The sequence below is a fragment of the Streptomyces sp. S465 genome (assembly GCF_026898115.1).
Classification (GTDB): Bacteria; Actinomycetota; Actinomycetes; order Streptomycetales; family Streptomycetaceae; genus Streptomyces; species Streptomyces luomodiensis.
Genome location: NZ_CP114036.1, coordinates 7,453,206 through 7,468,505, shown reverse-complemented (window position 1 = coordinate 7,468,505; position 15,300 = coordinate 7,453,206). Strand labels below are relative to the sequence as shown.

Annotated in this window: 14 protein-coding genes and 2 pseudogenes; 6 read left to right on the top strand and 10 right to left on the bottom strand. The window is 67.2% G+C overall.

The window, feature by feature from the left end; translation table 11 throughout:
- Positions 1-51: 51 nt before the first annotated feature.
- Both N6H00_RS40625 and N6H00_RS40620 read right to left on the bottom strand, forming a co-directional pair.
- Positions 52-561: an SUKH-3 domain-containing protein gene (locus tag N6H00_RS40625; protein ID WP_443073096.1), complete on the bottom strand. Its 510-nt coding sequence runs from the start codon at positions 559-561 to the stop codon at positions 52-54.
- Positions 561-1,349 (bottom strand): annotated as a pseudogene (locus N6H00_RS40620) (polymorphic toxin-type HINT domain-containing protein); the annotation flags it as partial. The pseudogene N6H00_RS40620 and the gene N6H00_RS40625, both read right to left, overlap by 1 nt.
- Positions 1,350-1,504: 155 nt before the next feature.
- Between N6H00_RS40620 and N6H00_RS31625 the strand changes: the two are divergent.
- Together N6H00_RS31625 and N6H00_RS31620 are read left to right on the top strand one after the other, a co-directional pair.
- Complete coding sequence (locus N6H00_RS31625) at positions 1,505-1,783, top strand: hypothetical protein (RefSeq protein ID WP_268975243.1); 279 nt, start codon at positions 1,505-1,507, stop codon at positions 1,781-1,783.
- Between the two features lie 115 nt (positions 1,784-1,898).
- A pseudogene (locus tag N6H00_RS31620) lies at positions 1,899-2,990 on the top strand (Stealth CR1 domain-containing protein); the annotation flags it as partial.
- A gap of 282 nt (positions 2,991-3,272) precedes the next feature.
- On the opposite strand, the gene N6H00_RS31615 reads toward N6H00_RS31620, so the two are convergent.
- A complete protein-coding gene (locus N6H00_RS31615; protein ID WP_268975241.1) occupies positions 3,273-3,884 on the bottom strand; it encodes a nuclear transport factor 2 family protein in 612 nt (203 codons plus the stop codon).
- A 102-nt stretch (positions 3,885-3,986) separates the two neighbouring features.
- Between N6H00_RS31615 and N6H00_RS31610 the strand changes: the two genes are divergently transcribed.
- A complete protein-coding gene (locus tag N6H00_RS31610; RefSeq protein ID WP_268975240.1) occupies positions 3,987-5,183 on the top strand; it encodes an amidohydrolase family protein in 1,197 nt (398 codons plus the stop codon).
- Here N6H00_RS31610 and N6H00_RS31605 read toward each other — a convergent pair.
- From N6H00_RS31605 to N6H00_RS31595, 3 genes are all read right to left on the bottom strand, one after another.
- Positions 5,143-5,640, bottom strand: a complete 498-nt coding sequence (locus tag N6H00_RS31605) for a MarR family winged helix-turn-helix transcriptional regulator (RefSeq protein ID WP_268975239.1) — start codon at positions 5,638-5,640, stop codon at positions 5,143-5,145. The two genes, N6H00_RS31610 and N6H00_RS31605, sit on opposite strands and share 41 nt — an antisense overlap.
- 454 nt (positions 5,641-6,094) lie before the next feature.
- Entirely contained in the window at positions 6,095-6,643 is a 549-nt protein-coding gene (locus tag N6H00_RS31600) for a DUF2690 domain-containing protein (RefSeq protein ID WP_268975238.1), read from the bottom strand.
- 1,432 nt (positions 6,644-8,075) lie between these two features.
- A complete protein-coding gene (locus N6H00_RS31595; RefSeq protein WP_268975237.1) occupies positions 8,076-9,011 on the bottom strand; it encodes an alpha/beta fold hydrolase in 936 nt (311 codons plus the stop codon).
- A gap of 517 nt (positions 9,012-9,528) precedes the next feature.
- Between N6H00_RS31595 and N6H00_RS31590 the strand changes: the two genes are divergently transcribed.
- Positions 9,529-9,990, top strand: a complete 462-nt coding sequence (locus N6H00_RS31590) for a pyridoxamine 5'-phosphate oxidase family protein (RefSeq protein WP_268975236.1) — start codon at positions 9,529-9,531, stop codon at positions 9,988-9,990.
- Between the two features lie 120 nt (positions 9,991-10,110).
- On the opposite strand, the gene N6H00_RS31585 is transcribed toward N6H00_RS31590, so the two are convergent.
- The 3 genes from N6H00_RS31585 to N6H00_RS31575 form a co-directional block, all read right to left on the bottom strand.
- Positions 10,111-10,973, bottom strand: a protein-coding gene (locus tag N6H00_RS31585) for an IS5 family transposase (protein ID WP_268975235.1) whose coding sequence is annotated in 2 segments (ribosomal slippage) — positions 10,111-10,614 and positions 10,617-10,973 — 861 coding nt in all. Because the reading frame shifts where the segments join, the coding sequence is not laid out codon by codon here.
- A gap of 42 nt (positions 10,974-11,015) precedes the next feature.
- Complete coding sequence (locus N6H00_RS31580; RefSeq protein ID WP_268975234.1) at positions 11,016-11,153, bottom strand: hypothetical protein; 138 nt, start codon at positions 11,151-11,153, stop codon at positions 11,016-11,018.
- 58 nt (positions 11,154-11,211) lie between these two features.
- A complete protein-coding gene (locus N6H00_RS31575; protein ID WP_268975233.1) occupies positions 11,212-12,429 on the bottom strand; it encodes a GDSL-type esterase/lipase family protein in 1,218 nt (405 codons plus the stop codon).
- A gap of 275 nt (positions 12,430-12,704) precedes the next feature.
- Between N6H00_RS31575 and N6H00_RS31570 the strand changes: the two genes are divergently transcribed.
- On the top strand, positions 12,705-13,295 hold the full coding sequence (locus N6H00_RS31570) for a TetR/AcrR family transcriptional regulator (RefSeq protein ID WP_268975232.1): 591 nt from the start codon (positions 12,705-12,707) through the stop codon (positions 13,293-13,295).
- 42 nt (positions 13,296-13,337) lie between these two features.
- A protein-coding gene (locus N6H00_RS31565; protein WP_268975231.1) for an IS5 family transposase occupies positions 13,338-14,200 on the top strand; the annotation gives its coding sequence in 2 pieces (ribosomal slippage) (positions 13,338-13,694 and positions 13,697-14,200; 861 coding nt in all).
- A 497-nt stretch (positions 14,201-14,697) separates the two neighbouring features.
- Here the strand turns inward: N6H00_RS31565 and N6H00_RS31560 are convergent.
- Positions 14,698-14,985 carry a hypothetical protein gene (locus N6H00_RS31560; RefSeq protein ID WP_268975230.1) on the bottom strand — a complete coding sequence of 96 codons (288 nt, stop codon included), beginning with the start codon at positions 14,983-14,985 and terminating at the stop codon, positions 14,698-14,700.
- Between the last annotated feature and the right edge of the window lie 315 nt (positions 14,986-15,300).

Sequence of the window (15,300 nt, the reverse complement as noted above, 5' to 3'; positions counted from 1 at the left end):
TCAACCCGACCAAAAGCCCCGTGGCACGAAGATCTACGCGGCAGAGATTCACTAACGAGAATCAGGTCTCGGCCAAGGATCGAGTCCCGGATCGGAGTGCAGACACTTCAGTGGGCGATTCGCGCAGACTGCCAACTCTAGGGAGTCCTCAAAGGTGGAGCCAAGCTCCCAAATCCAACCCATGCCAGCAGCAACCACCCTACCCCCAGCTTCTACGAAAACGCTTGAAAAACTGAGCCATTCACCGATGGGGAAATAGTTCCCACCGAGAACACTCTCCACCTCTGCTGCTAGACCACGCTGCCCTGATCCAGCGGCGATAGGATCGAAATTGTAAGGCTCGTCATTACTGAAGTTCGGGCCGACTCGATTTACCGGCTCGATTGAGAGCCCTCCCACCGCCGCGAGGATTTCCTCTGCCATTGGATGGGACCGGTATCCTTCACCCTCCAGCGGCACGACCCATTGACCTGGGTCAATCTTCCTGCCTGCGCTCCATCCGGACGCAACAAGCGCCCCAAGCAGATCCTCGCTAGGCGAGTCGAAGCGAATCAGGGACATCAGTTGATCTCCAAGTCTTCCAGCAGTCGGCCACAACGGCCGCAGGGGTGAGCCGGTTCACCATGCCCATCCGTATTCGATGTTGGCATGGAGTTGTTCCGCGTCCTCACGGTTCGCATGGTTCCACCCCTGATGGCCTCGGGACCCTCTGCCGCCTGGGCCTGAATGAGACAGTGCACCTCTGCGCATCCTCCATGATGCCCTGTCCGTTCAAGCGCATCTGCCAACGGCCCTTCCGCCTGCTGGCCATGCTTATTGCGGCCGTAGTACTTCGCTCCTGAAGGAGACGTGTACTCGGAGGCAAACTTCACCCCAGGTTCGTTGCGGACGCTGTCGGCATAGTCGCCCAGGTTGCAGTTGTGAACGAGTACCGGCGTGACCCCCGCCAGCACATAGTAGGTGTGCTCACTCGCAACGGTGAGGTTGTAGACCGTGGCTTTCTGAGCCGCCCACCGTTTGACCGCTCCAACCTGGACACGGGTGCCCGCGCTGGTGCGCAGCCATTGCCCGGCCTTCAGGTCTGTGGCCTCGACCCACTCGCCCAACTCCGGTACCCAGAACGGATGCCCGTCCGTGGCCGTCACCGAGGCTGTCTTGCTGCCCTTCTCCCCGTCGACGTCGATGGTGACCCTGACAAGGTGCTTCGACCCCTCGCCCTTGATCTCGGCAGTGACGGTCTCGGTTCTGGTCTTTCCCGTTTCAGGGTCAGTAGCCAGGACCTTGTCGCCGATATCGACATCCTTGATGGCCTTGGTGGATCCGTCGGCCATCAGTACTTTGCGACCGGGTCAAGGGCGTCGTCGGACTCTCCCCCGTCGCCTCGCCCTACCGAGCCTGGAACGACGGCAACCACGACACCAGCACCGGCAAGCAGCGCAAGGTCCGCGACAACGCGACCATCCTGGCCCGCTGCTTCCCCGACTCCACCGACACCGACGCCACCGTGCACGCCAGCTGCTGGGACACCTGGAAGGACATGGTCGTCAAGAACCGTGCCTCCGGCGCCGATGACGCCCCCATGTACCTGATCCATTCCGAAGGCGACTTCGTCCCCGCCCAGCACTCCCTCGATCTCGAGGAGGCCGAGGAGGTGGGTCACGACATGCCCGCCGACGGCGTCACGGTCGAGACCGTCGCCGGAAGCGGCGCCCACGGCGGGGCCCTCCTCGATGACCCCGGCATGCCGGACAAGGTCCTGCAATGGATGGAAAGCCATGTCTAGGCGGCTATGGGGAGCTATCTGCACCTCTTGCGCCTGAAGGGGCATCCCAGCGATTGCCTTTTCGATCTCCCGCGGCACGTACGCCGCCCCACCCCACAGGGAAGGCCCCCCTGGTATGCCGTCGCGCCTCACCGCGATCCATGAACGCTTCCTGCCCGCCCACGTCCGACAGGAGCGTGTCGAGCAACGCCTCGCCGCCCAGCGCGAAGCCGACGCGGCAGCGGCCGAGCGCCGGCGCCTGGAGGAACTCGTCGTCCGGCGCACCGCACTCCTCGCGCGAGACAGTGACCTGCGCGAGTTATCCGGGCAGGCACAGGGCTACGTCGGTCGCCGCGTCCACTCCCTCGCCGAGACCGATGCCCGCACCCGCAACCTCGTCCTGATCACGGATGCACTGGACCACGCCGGCCTCGACTACTTCCTGGTCCCCGGCCGCTCGCACCTCCGCCACGTCGTCGACGTCCGCTTCGCCGACCGCAAGGCGTTCCTGACCGCTCTGCGCGAGCTGTACGCCACCACTGCTCTGTACGCGCTCACGCCCACAAAGAACCGCTGGCCCACCGAAGCCGCCCTGTACGCCGACGGTGCCCTGCCCGCCTCACTCAAACGCCAGGACACCATCCGCTTCGGCGAAATCCTCCTCGGCCCCGACGACCAGATCCTCGCCGACCTCACCCACGGCTGCGACGTCGAGTTCTGGCGTGACGGCCAGGCGCTCCTCGCCAAGGCCACCGAGTCCCGCACCGCCGAACGTCTGGCCGCCCTCCGTGTCCAAGCCCCCGCCGCCGTCCTGTCCGACGCCCTCGTCGCGCCCCGTCCCAACACGGTCGCGGACGTCCTACCCACCGAGGCTCGCGTCCCCGCGACCCGCTCGATATCCGGTCGCACCTACCCCACCTGGGACGCTTTCCAGCAGTCGCGCATCGACACCGTCGACTTCCCCATCGACGTCGTCTACACCTGGGTCGACGGCAACGATCCGCGCCTGACCGCCACCCGCGAAGCACACCGCCCGACCGACGCCACCCCGCGCATCCATGCCCGGGAAACCGGCGCCTCCCGCTACACCAGCCGTGACGAACTCAAGTACTCCCTGCGCTCGCTGCAGATGTACGCCCCTTTCATACGCGCCATTTACCTCGTCACCGACGGCCAGACCCCTGCCTGGCTCGATACCACCGCGCCCGGCATCCAGGTCATCGACCACAAGGACATCTCCAGCGACCCGACCGCGCTGCCGGTCTTCAACTCCCACGCCCTCCCCGCTCAAGCACGCCAACCTCAACGTGCTCGGCCGCTACAGCTTCACCGCCTCGACCCCGGCCGCCGGCGCCCTGCGTCCACTGCGCGACCCTGACGCGCCGGAGCTGGACGAGGACGACGAGGGTGAGGAGGTGAGCACGCTGCTCGACGGCTATGCGGTGCCCTCGATTTCGGCGCCCAGCGGGGCGGCGAGGACGCGGGTCTTCTCCGCTTGGACCATGGGGGTTCAATGCGGTTGCGGCAGGCCGGCCCAGGTGTAGGCGTCGTTGTAGAGCGCGGTGAGGTCGGCTGGCCGGTCGATGCCGTAGCGATCGTTGGGGACGGTGTAGCCGCGTTCGGTCATCCACAGGCTCAGCATGCGGTAGGACGGCCGGCGCCCTTGCAGGTCTTCGGGGGTGAAAGGGACGGTAGCCGCAGGGTTGACCGGGGTCATCGTGTCGTGGTCGAAGATCGCGACCGTCGCGTCCAGGCGCCAGGCGTCCCCTTCCCGTTCGGCGCGGTGCAGCATCCGCAGGTGCGCGGTGAGATCGGTCTCGACGCCGCGGAAGGTGCCGCGCATCTCGATGGTCATCGGCATCTCGGCGATCGCGCGAATGCCGTTGATGTCGATGACGGGCAATCCGAGGCGGTGGTTGGACGGGGTCTGCTCGAACACCCGCTTGGACACCTCGATGTAGTCCGCCGCGGTGCCGTCGAACCAGCTGGTCTGGATGGTCGCCTCTGGCGTGTAGTACCGCGCGAGGACCGACCACCAGCCCCGGTCGCGGGCTTGCCGCTCGTGGGTGAGCAGAGACAGCACCTTCGTCAGCTCGGAGTCAGTTCCGGACATGAGCCGCATCGCACGCTCCTTCGGTCGGATCAACGCCTGGTCGCGTCGCCTTGACACCCTTCCCACAACATCTATGGTTTAGTATATACCAACCCTTATATAGGAGTACTCGTGCCACGCTATGTCATCGAGGGTGCCCAGGTGTTCGACGGTGAGCAGATGATCGGCGTGCGGACCGTAGAAGTGGAAGGGTCGCGAATCGTCGCGGTCGGCGAGCCCGGTGGGTCCGGGCCTGCCGCGGCCGAGCGGATCGAGGGCAGCGGCGCGACCCTGCTGCCCGGCCTTATCGACACGCACACCCATTCCGACGTGGAGACACTCGGCCACGCCCTGCGGTTCGGCGTGACCACCGAGCTGGACCTGTTCTCCTTCCCGCACCGGATGGACGAGGTGCGCCGCGCCGCCGCAGAGCGGACCGACATCGCGGATGTCCGTTCGGCCTCAATAGGCCTAACGGCACCCGGCGGACACCCGACCCAACTGCGCGGCAGCCGCAACGACCCGGAGCTGCCGGTGGTCACCCGCGCCGAGGACGCCGCCGGCTTCGTTGACGAGCGGATCGCGGAAGGCGCGGACTACATCAAGGTAATGATCGAAAGCGGCGAGACGCTCGGCAAGGACGTCCCCGTCGTCGAAGACAGCGTCGTCCGGGCGGCGGTGACCGCCGCGCACGAGCGCGACCGCATGGTGATCGCCCACACCCTGACCATCGAGACGGCCCGGCGGGCGCTGGCCGCCGGTGTCGACGGGTTCGCGCACCTGTTCATCGACGGCCCGTGCCCGCCCGACCTCCTGGAGTCGATTCGCGCGGCAGGGGCGTTCGTCACCCCGACACTGAACCTGCTGGCCTCGCTCACCGGCCAGCACCTCGGTGCCGACCTGGCGCGCGACAACCGCGTCACCGCCGTCCTGCCCCAGCCCTGGCTGGACAACCTCAGCCGCGAGTTCAACACCTATCCCGACGGGGATTTCACCGCCGCCCTAGCCACGGTGAAGGCCCTGCACGCCACCGGCGTCCCGATCCTCGCCGGCTCCGACGCCAACCAGCTCCACGCCCCCGGCATGGCCCACGGGGCGAGCCTGCACGGCGAACTACGACTGCTCGTCCGGGCCGGACTCACCCCGACCGAGGCACTACGGGCCGCCACCAGTCTGCCCGCCGAAACGTTCGGCCTCCACGACCGCGGCCGCATCACGCCGGGCGCACGCGCCGATCTGCTGCTGGTCCAGGGCGATCCCACCAGCAGGATCGAGGACGCCCTGTCGATCAAGGACGTGTGGCGGAGCGGATCCCGAACCGTTCGCTGAGATCGTCGTGCGACCCGGACGACTCCGGAAGGGCGGCCTGCGCGACCGACTCAAGCGCAGTCCGTAGGGCCTGACGGGCCTGATCGCTGAGACCGGCGAGCAGCCGGGTCATCACATCCTCGACAGTGCGGTTGCAACGTCGCAGGAGCTCGTCGCCCTCCGGAGTGATCCGATGCAGGATCGCCTTGCCCGCGCCGGGCCTGCGTTCGATCAACCCTCGGCGCTGCAGACGGGCGACCACCGCACCCGCGGACTGATCGGACTGCCCGATGAAGACCGCCAGCGCATGGGTCGAGGAATCAGGCTCGGTCGCGACGGCGTACAGCATCCCCCACTGCGGCAACGTCAGCCCCACCTCGGCGAGCGCGGCTTCGCAGGCCACCTGCTTGCGCAACTGCGCCCGCCGCAGGAGCATCGCGACATCCACGCCACTGGGGACATCCTGATCAGTTGTCATCCTCCCAGTCTAGAACCATCCCCTACTCCTTATATACAAACTCGTAGATGCGGGTCCCGGCCGGGGAACAGCGGGCCAGGCAACAGCGACTCGCCCGACATCCTCGGCCTCTACGCCCTCCGCTCTTCCCGCCGCGTCCAGGCCGAACTGTCCCGTCTCAAACGATCACGTCCGTGGCCGTGGCTGTGACCTGCGACGACCGGGAGACGGAGTCAGCCGGCGGGTTTCAGACGATCTGGTCCCGTGGCCGCGAATGTGCCGCGCGCGCTCCGCTGCCGGCCAGAGCATCTCGGACCGACATGGCCCGGCAAGACCAGATCATCCGGGACGGGGACCAGATTGCTGCAGACGGGACACAAACCCCACGACGCATGTCCCCACGCCGACCGCGATCTCGGCCGGCGCCGAAGGAGCCATCAGCCGGGCCCGATCCGGCACCCCAGGGTCCCGGTCGTCACCGCCAGGCGCTGGCCTCGGTCGCCTGGATGCAGTACCGCTCGAAGGCGCTGCCGCCACCAGGCTTGGGGATCACACAGGCCACGACCTGGAAATCTCGGTCCGCGACGGCGACCATGTTCGTGAACTTGTCGTCGTCGTACTCGACCTCAGCCCCTCGCATGGCGCCACCGAACACCTTCACCGTGACCTCGTCCCCAGGGCGACCGTGCTCGATCTTCGCCCACACCGCCTTGCAGTCCTCGCTGTAGCGGATCTGGAGAAGGGCCGGGTTGTTCACGGCAGGTTTGAAGGTGCGGGCATCCTCACCGCACCCCTGGTTCTGCGGGTTCTTGCCGTCACACGCCTCTCCCGGACAGGTCGGCTCGTCGAAGAACGACGCCATCAGATGGTCCCCGAGAGGAGTCGCCACGGCGGCCGCCACCGCGCTGACGATGGCAACCGCATATGCCAGCGCCGCGGGGCCGCTCAGCCACCTGCTCGCCTCCCGCCGCGGTGAAGGGTTTCCCGGTGAGGTGGAATTGTCGTCGGTGTTGTCCGTGGTCATGGGGATTCGCCTTGGTCGACTGGTCCTGAAGCCAGGATCGGCTCCTGTTGCGCCAGAGGAAAGGCGCAGCGCGGAAGCAAGAGAGGCATGACGGCCTTCCCCGGGTGCGCCCCTCGGTCAGATCCAGGACGGCGCCGGCCGCCGGCAGCGGATGCCCGTTCCCGATTCCTCTTCACGAGCCGGTGACGTCACCTGCGGGGCCACGCTCAGCGACGGGGCCCTCGCGTACCGGGGCGGCCCACGGTGGCATACCTGTTCGGACAGCGGAGCCTCCGACCTTGTGAACGGCTCGTCTTGGTCGGCTGCCAGTTCTACCGGGACTCCGCTCCTCACGTCCGACGAAACCACAGCCCAAGGCCCTCTGGACATCCCCACCCGAGCCATAACTTCACGGCCTTGGGTCCAGCCCAGGCTCTGCTGGAGGTAGTAGGTGGGAACAAGGCGTTCCTCACAGGGGGCGACCAACTGGGCTGGGCTGGGCTGGGCTGGGCTGATCAATTTCGAGCTACATTGGTCGCATTCCCGGCAACAACTGGAACCGGAAATTCGCAGAGAATTAACTAGAAGAAGCTGCTACGGGAGACACGTATGCAACAAGCACGCCACCCGCGTCTCACCCCACCATGCCGCATGGCTCGAAGCAGAAGCCGCTTCCCACCTGATCAACGCCGTCGGATGGCAGCTCACCGGGCTGACCGACCCGACCCTCCCGCATTACCTGGTCCGCCTCGACCAACGCCCCTACCCGGCACGGCTGCGCCTGCTGGACACCGCAGCCCACCGCGCCAACCCCGACCGCCCCACCACACCGCCCACCGTCTCCCTGCCCCAGCAGCGCACCGCCGCCCCCACGGCAAGCCGCAGACGGGTAAACCCCTGCACATGCGCGTGCAATAGCGGCGGCTCGTGCGGCGGCTGCGGACACGCGGGATGCGGTGGCCGGTAACGCGATCACATGAGGAGCTCTGTCAGCGGCTCGTATGACGATCGCTGACAGGGCTCTTGCCATGCATGCCATTGGGAGAGTCAACAGATCGGGTCTTGCCGTGGATGGTCTAAGCGATCTGTTCCAGGATTTCCGCGCGCGCCCAGCGGTCTCGGGGTCTTCCAGCATCGTCAATAGCTCGTCAACCCGTGCACGGACCAAAGCGCTCCGCGCTACCGGGACCTCACCTTGGTCGCGCAGCAAGGCTGCACGGAGTTCCCTGTAGGCAGTCAGCACGGCGAAGTCCGCGGTTTCGGAGCGTCGGGCGCGTAAAGCCCAGCCAGCATGCCGGACGTGGCTTTGCCCACCAGAATGGACCGCAGTTGTTCAGCGATTCGGGAGGCAGTGAGGGCCGGGCGGCGATTCGAACTATTCGCGAGTCCGGACAGCGCTGATGCGGCTCGCTCACGTGCGGGGTGTTGTGCCGTGGCCACGGAGGTCGGCGTGTCAGCCCTGTGTGGTCGCCATCTTCTCGATCTCCTTGAGCACGAGGGCGGGCCGGTCCTTCGGAACGTCGTGCGAGCTTCCCATCGCGGTGACCAGGGCCCGGTTCGGCCCCTGGCGCGCGAACGTCGCGGCGGCGTCCCGCCAGCGCTGGGCGTCCTCGGGCGATCCGTCGAACGGGGTCTTCTCCGACACGATGACGGTCGCGGGAACGGTGTCGGGCCACGAGACCTGGTGGTATGCCTTGTGCATCGGTGCGTAGCTCTCCGCCGTGGAGATCAGCTGCTTGTTCTGCGGCTTGGAAGGCTCCTTCTTCGCCGCGTCGACCGCGGGCTGGTTGGCGGCGACGATGCGGGCGATCTCCTCGTCCGTATACAGAGGGGGCAGGCTCGCGTCGACCAGCACGGAGCCGGACACCAGCCCGGGGTTCTGCTTGGTGAGGTAGGTGGCGATCTCGCCTGCCTGTGAGTGGGACACGAGTATCACGTCCCTGGTCACGCCGAGCTTCCGCAAGCCCGTCTTCAAATCGCTGACCGCGCTTTCCACCTGCCACGGTCCGGCGACTGCCTCGCTCTGGCCCAGACCGGCCCGGTCATAGGTGATGATCTTGGCGCCGGTGGCTGTGTGAAGTTTGGGGACGACATCCTTCCAGTAGGAGGAGTCCTCGCCGCCGCCGGCGTCCAGGACGATGACGGGGCCGCTTCCCCCCGTGACGTGGAAGGCGAGGCGGTGACCCTCGTTCTCGATCATGTGCAGCTTGGCCACCCCCGCTGTACCGTGCGTCCCGGGGGTCGCAGAGGCGGAAGCCGAGAAGGCCGAGGTGTGCGCAGAGGATTCCTCGTCAGCCCAGGCCGTGACGACACCGGCGGTGACGGCCAGCAGGACGATGCCGGACATCGCGCCGCGTATGCGTCGGCAGGGAAGGCGGGGACGTGTCATGACTGATCCCTGGAAACTGGTGCTTCGGTGTGTTCGGACAAAGAGAATTCTTCGTCCTTCATCGGATGGAGGACATCCGGCCACCATGCCGATCAATGGTGTCGCTGATGGCACTGAGAAGGGTGGAGTCAACCCCCGACACCCATGGCAGCGGTATCGGCACTCGGCCGCAGCCACGGCCGGGACCATTGGTCGAGCGGGGTCAGAACCGCGACGCGCGCCCGGAACCGCGGTGCTGCCCTCTCTCGTGAACATCGAACAGCGCGTCGGCCAGGCGCCTCCCGGCGTCCTGAACAACTGCTGTCGGAACTCGTGAACATAGCCACCGGACGCAGCCATCAGGCGCGATCACGAGCCAGCCATTACCGGAGACAAGTGTGATTGAGCGCTTCCGCTGGCCACTCTGATCACCGAAGTTGGTCGCCCCGAGCCACAACGTGAGGGCGTTCATCGGTCGCTGGAAGTAGGTCCTGCGCATCAGGCGCGCTTCGCGCCTGCTTGGCTAGGGTCGGTCCTCATGGAGTCCACGGGAATCGTTCGTCGCCAGACGGCGGAGCGTATGCGCGACGCTCTGGAGCGGCTCGTCACCGAGCGGGATGTATGGGTGTCGACGGCTCACCCTGATCACGGGCCGCACCAGGTGCCGCTGTGGTTCTTGTGGGATGGGCGGGCAGTGTGGGTGTGCACCAGCGCCACTTCCGTGACCGCGCGGAACGTCCGCAAAGAGCCGCGCGTGCGCCTGTCGCTACCGGACACCTTCGACGTGGTGCTCCTCCAGGGTGAGGCGGAATGCTTTCCGGACCAGGAGGTGCCCGGAGGCGCAGCGGAGGCGTTCGCCGAAAAGTTCGGGTGGGATCCACGGGTGGAAGAGGGTTTCTTTCTGTATGTTCGCGTGGTTCCGAGGACTGTGCGCGCTTGGCGCGGCGAGTCGGAACTACGCGGGAGAGTCATCATGCGCGACGGGATATGGCTGGAATAACGGCCGTCACCGACGCGCCTCTCTCGGATCACGATCTACAGCTGGAGTACCAAGCCAAGAACCAACGACGCGCTATGGGGCGTGGCACGTTTCTGGCGTGTTCCGAACTAGGGTCCGTCTTCAAACGGATCTTGCCCAGAGCAGGAACGATGCGAGGGTGACCGCCGCTTCGTAGGAAGTGGCGGTCTTGTCGTATCTGGTGGCGATCCCGCGGAAGCCCTTGAGCTGGTTGAAGCAGCGCTCGATCATGTTGCGCCGCCGGTAAGTCTCCCGGTCGAACCCTGGCGGTCGGCCGCCGTGGCCTCCGCGCCTCAGCCGGTGCCGTCGCTGGTCGGTCTTCTCGGGGATGGTATGCGCAATGCCGCGTCTGCGCAGGCAGGCACGGAAACCACGGGAGCTGTAAGCCTTGTCTGCGATGACCTGACCGGGCCTGCACCGAGGCCGGCCCAGGCCGGTGCGGGGAACACGGATCCGTTCCAGCAGAGGGCGTGCGCAGACACTGTCGTGGCGTTGGCCGGGCGTCACCAGGATCGCGAGCGGGCGGCCCTTGCCGTCGCGGGCGAGGTGAATCCTGGTCGTCAGCCCGCCTCGGGATCGGCCGAGGGCGTGATCGTCCGGTTCGTCCTGCCGATGCCGCCCCCTTTTCGGCCGGTGGCGGCGGCGTGCTGGTGGGCGCGGACGATGGTGGAGTCGATCTGGACGAGCCAGTCGATGTCGCCGGCCGCGTCGGCGTGGGCTTGGATCTGCTGCAGGGCCTGCGTGAAGACTCCGTCGAGGGCGTAGCGGCGGAAGCGGGTGTACACGGTCTTCCACGGCCCGTAGCGTTCCGGCAAGTCACGCCAGGAGATCCCGGTGCGGATCTTGTAGACCATCCCGTTGACGACCTGCCGGTCCTCCACGCGGGGCCGCCCCGTCGCGGCCCGGGGTATCAGCGGAGCGAGTAACTCCCACTCCTGATCAGTGAGTTCATGACGACGTACCACGACACCATGATCTACCACCCGGATGATCTTTGAAGACGGACCCTAGATGAAGTACACGTAGAGGAGTCCCAGAACGAGTACGGCACCGATCGTGGCCGCGGTCGCCGCCGCGTTCGTGTAGAGGCCGAGGGCGACCGCGGCGCAGATGACTGCGGCGACGGCCCACTTTGCTGCTTTCATGCGTTTACTGCCTGTCCGTGTCGTGGGGGTGCGTGTTCGGTGAGGTCTTGGCAGAAGGTCAGTCGAAGAGGGTGAGGTCGATGGACTGGGCGAGGGCGGCGTAGCCGGCGTCGTTGCCGTGGAGGTTGTCGCCCATGTGCAGGTCGTCGCGGATGCGGCTGGGGTCGGCGGGGTCGCGCCAGACGGCGTCGAAGTCGAGGACGGCGTCGAAGGCGCCGCTGGTGCGGATCCACGTGTTGATCTGCTCGCGGGCCTTGTCGCCTTCGGGGCTGTACATGTCGGAGTCGCCGTAGGGGGCGATGGTCGCGGCGTACACCTTCGCGCCGTGGGCGTGGGCGCGGGCTGCTGCCTGGAGGTGGGCGGCGATGATGTCGTCAACGCCGACGGGCTCGCCGGGGAACATGGCGAGGAAGGCGGCGTTCTCCTCGGTGCGCGGGGCGTAGGAGAAGACGAGGTCGTTGCCGACGGCGATCACGACATGGGCCAGGCCCGGTGTGGCGAGGATGTCGCGGTCGAAGCGGGCGAGGGCGGCCGTGCCGATGCCGTGGGTGAGCAGGCGATTGCCGCCGATGCCCTGACTGACCACGCACCGGGTCGGGCTGTTGTGGGTGTGCAGGCGCGCGGCGAGCAGGTCGGTCCAGCGCCGGTCGGTGCCGGGCGTGGAGCCGATGCCGTCGACGCGGGAGTCGCCGAGCACGGCGATGGCCCGGGTGGGGGTCTCGGGCTCGACTTCCACGGCCGTGAGCAGGGCCTGCGCCGCAAGAGGCGTGGCGTCGCCGGGCAGTGCGGCGTGTTCGGTGGTGTTGCCGGGCGTGAGCCAGCCCAGGGTGCCGAAGGTGCCGTGGCAGGTGGCGGCGTCGACGCGGCCGGGCAGGTAAAGGCTGATGGCCAGCTGCGCCGAGTCGTCTACGGCCAGGTCGACGGGGTCGCTCAGGGCCGGGGCGCCGGTCGGCACGGTGATCGTCGGCTGGCCGCTGAACGTCACGGCCTTGCTGCTGCCGTCCTGGATCGCGCCCTCGCGGTCGGCGGCGAGAGCGACGCGGGCGGCGCCGACGGTCAGGGGCGCGGTGCCGTATTCGTTGCTGAGGCGGATGCGCAGACGTCGGCCGCCGCCGCTGATGCGGACGAGCTGACGCAGGGTGGCGTCGGCAAAGGGCTCCAGCGAGCTGACGGAGTTGTCCGGGGCCTGAGGCGAGGCACCCCAGGTACGCACCCAGGCGGGGGCGTGGGGGGCGGAGCTCCCGGGGGCATCGGTGGTGTGGATGGCGGTGTTCATCGTCGTTCCCTTTCACTGGACGGTTGCATAGAGGTGGCCAAAGGCCGCCTGTGACAGGTGATTTCGGCTGGCGGGGTTGATGTCCTGGGGTGCAGTCGCCGTGTCCGCGTCGGGCGGGCCCGCGGGGTACGTGCGCTGCCGCCTGCGGAACAGAGCAGCCGCTGTCAACGGCACAGGACTCGTGAGGGCAGCAGAATTAGCTTCACTCACACTCTTACTATATCGAGATTACTTTTAACTTCAAGGTAGAAAGAGTTCGAGGGTATTATGAGGGGATGGTGGATGAAGAGCCCCTGGGGCGGCGTGAGCGCAAGAAGGCAGCGACGCGGGCGACGATCCTGGAAGCGGCGACGGCACTGTTCCTGGAGCGAGGCTTCGATGCGGTGACGGTGCGCGAGATCGCGGACCAGGCCGACGTGACACCCAAGACGGTCTTCACGCACTTCCCGCACAAGGAAGCGCTCGTCTTCGCGGACGAGAAGGAACGGCACGACCGGCTGGTGGCCGCCGTCCGGGACCGCCCCCCGGGCGTTTCGGTCTCCGACGCGCTCAAGGCGCACTACCTGGCGGAGATCGCCGCGCTGAAAACGGAGCCGCAAAGCCGGATCCTCGCACTGATGGACGGCACGCCGGCGTTGATCGACTACGCGGAGAAGATGTGGCTGCGTCACGAGGATGCGTTGATCGCCACGCTCACCGAGGAGTTCGGTCTCGCCGAGCCCAGTGAAGAGATCCGCTTCTACGTGCGCTTCGCGCTGCAGATCCAGCTCATCGCGGTCCGCGAACCTGACCCGGGGGCGTCCGTGGAGGCCGGCTTCCGGTTCCTCGACCAGGGCTGGGCCCACTACGGCAAGGGCGGGCGCTAGGGTCCGTCTTCAAAGATCATCCGGGTGGTAGATCATGGTGTCGTGGTACGTCGTCATGAACTCACTGATCAGGAGTGGGAGTTACTCGCTCCGCTGATACCCCGGGCCGCGACGGGGCGGCCCCGCGTGGAGGACCGGCAGGTCGTCAACGGGATGGTCTACAAGATCCGCACCGGGATCTCCTGGCGTGACTTGCCGGAACGCTACGGGCCGTGGAAGACCGTGTACACCCGCTTCCGCCGCTACGCCCTCGACGGAGTCTTCACACAGGCCCTGCAGCAGATCCAAGCCCACGCCGACGCGGCCGGCGATATCGACTGGCTGGTCCAGATCGACTCCACCATCGTCCGCGCCCACCAGCACGCCGCCGCCACCGGCCGAAAAGGGGGCGGCATCGGCAGGACGAACCGGACGATCACGCCCTCGGCCGATCCCGAGGCGGGCTGACGACCAGGATTCACCTCGCCCGCGACGGCAAGGGCCGCCCGCTCGCGATCCTGGTGACGCCCGGCCAACGCCACGACAGTGTCTGCGCACGCCCTCTGCTGGAACGGATCCGTGTTCCCCGCACCGGCCTGGGCCGGCCTCGGTCCAGGCCCGGCCAGGTCATCGCAGACAAGGCTTACAGCTTCCGCGGCTTCCGTGCCTACCTACGAAGACGCGGCATTGCGCATACCATCCCCGAGAAGACCGACCAGCGACGGCACCGGCTGAGGCGCGGAGGCCACGGCGGCCGACCGCCAGGGTTCGACCGGGAGACCTACCGGCGGCGCAACATGATCGAGCGCTGTTTCAACCGGCTCAAGGGCTTCCGCGGGATCGCCACCAGATACGACAAGACCGCCACTTCCTACGAAGCGGCGGTCACCCTCGCATCGCTCCTGCTCTGGGCAAGATCCGTTTGAAGACGGACCCTAGCTCCTCACGACTCCAAGCTGGGCGTCCCGTCACCTGAAAGCCACCAGCGGACCCTCGAACACGACACGGATGGACGGTACGTGCCGGGTACCGTCCCAATTGAATGGCGGTACCCGGCCGCTGGTCCGTTCGTGGCGGTCTACGCCTCGCCGCTCCTGGTTGCTGCCGTGGTGATGCGGTAGGTGCGTGGGCGTTCGGTGACCTGTTCGGCGACGCCCTGCTTGTCTCAGGGTGACCAGGGCGTTGGCGATGGCGCCGGAACTTTTTTCAATGATTCGGCTGATGCGTGTGGCCGTGAACGCCTCGTCGGGATGCGCGGTGAGGTGGCCGACGACCAGCTGGCGCAGGGCACCAGGGGCGAGGCGGGTCCGGTAGTCGGTCTGGTTGACGGTCGGCTGGGTCTCTTCCGTCTTTGTGTCCTCCGAGGCCGCCTCGCTTGTTGGAGGCTCGGACGCGGGCGTCGGCGCCGGCGCATCGTCGATTTCTACTCCCTCCGAGGGTTCGCTCGCAGTACGCCGCTCCCCGTCTTCATCAGCGTCGCCGTGTTCTGATGCGTCGTCCTCGGATGCGGGGGACTCTGCAGTGAGCGCGGGATGGTCGTGGTGGACCGGCCGACACCGGCGACCTGGGCGAGGGCGGTGCTCGTGGTGCCGGGCTGGTTGTTCAGTGCGGCCCATACGGCGGCGGTGGCGCCGGATAGCTGAGCGGGGTCGGGTTGGTTGGTGGTGGTTGTGGTGTTGCCGGTGTTGGTGGTGTTGGTGGTGGTTGGCATGGTGGGGTCTCCCGCATGGGGTGGTGGGTGGTTGTGGAGAGAGCCCCGGCTGGGGTGCTCGCGGCGCGTGGCCTACGCGGTGGCCCGCGGCGACGACTATGAACGCTCTGTGGCGGCCAACTAGTCAAGCCGCTCCCGTCACCCCCGCGGGTGCTTCTTGGGGTGACCTGCCGGGTGCGGGGTGAGGTGCGGGTGCTCCCGGGGTGCGCTCGGTGTCGAGCCGGGTGCGGAGCTCTCGGGCGCGGTGTTGGCCCAGGTGCAGGTGGCGGCGGAGCTGGCGGATGCTGATCGGCTGACCGGTGCGCTGGCGGGCCG

What these genes read in the sequence shown, in the direction of transcription:
- N6H00_RS31590 (WP_268975236.1), top strand. Translation starts at nt 9,529, where the DNA reads ATGGAGTCCACGGGAATCGTTCGTCGCCAGACGGCGGAGCGTATGCGC.
- N6H00_RS31605 (WP_268975239.1), bottom strand. Translation starts at nt 5,640, where the DNA reads ATGACAACTGATCAGGATGTCCCCAGTGGCGTGGATGTCGCGATGCTC.
- N6H00_RS40625 (WP_443073096.1), bottom strand. Translation starts at nt 561, where the DNA reads ATGTCCCTGATTCGCTTCGACTCGCCTAGCGAGGATCTGCTTGGGGCG.
- N6H00_RS31615 (WP_268975241.1), bottom strand. Translation starts at nt 3,884, where the DNA reads ATGCGGCTCATGTCCGGAACTGACTCCGAGCTGACGAAGGTGCTGTCT.
- N6H00_RS31600 (WP_268975238.1), bottom strand. Translation starts at nt 6,643, where the DNA reads ATGACCACGGACAACACCGACGACAATTCCACCTCACCGGGAAACCCT.
- N6H00_RS31575 (WP_268975233.1), bottom strand. Translation starts at nt 12,429, where the DNA reads ATGAACACCGCCATCCACACCACCGATGCCCCCGGGAGCTCCGCCCCC.
- N6H00_RS31595 (WP_268975237.1), bottom strand. Translation starts at nt 9,011, where the DNA reads ATGACACGTCCCCGCCTTCCCTGCCGACGCATACGCGGCGCGATGTCC.
- N6H00_RS31580 (WP_268975234.1), bottom strand. Translation starts at nt 11,153, where the DNA reads ATGAAAGCAGCAAAGTGGGCCGTCGCCGCAGTCATCTGCGCCGCGGTC.
- N6H00_RS31570 (WP_268975232.1), top strand. Translation starts at nt 12,705, where the DNA reads ATGGTGGATGAAGAGCCCCTGGGGCGGCGTGAGCGCAAGAAGGCAGCG.
- N6H00_RS31560 (WP_268975230.1), bottom strand. Translation starts at nt 14,985, where the DNA reads ATGCCAACCACCACCAACACCACCAACACCGGCAACACCACAACCACC.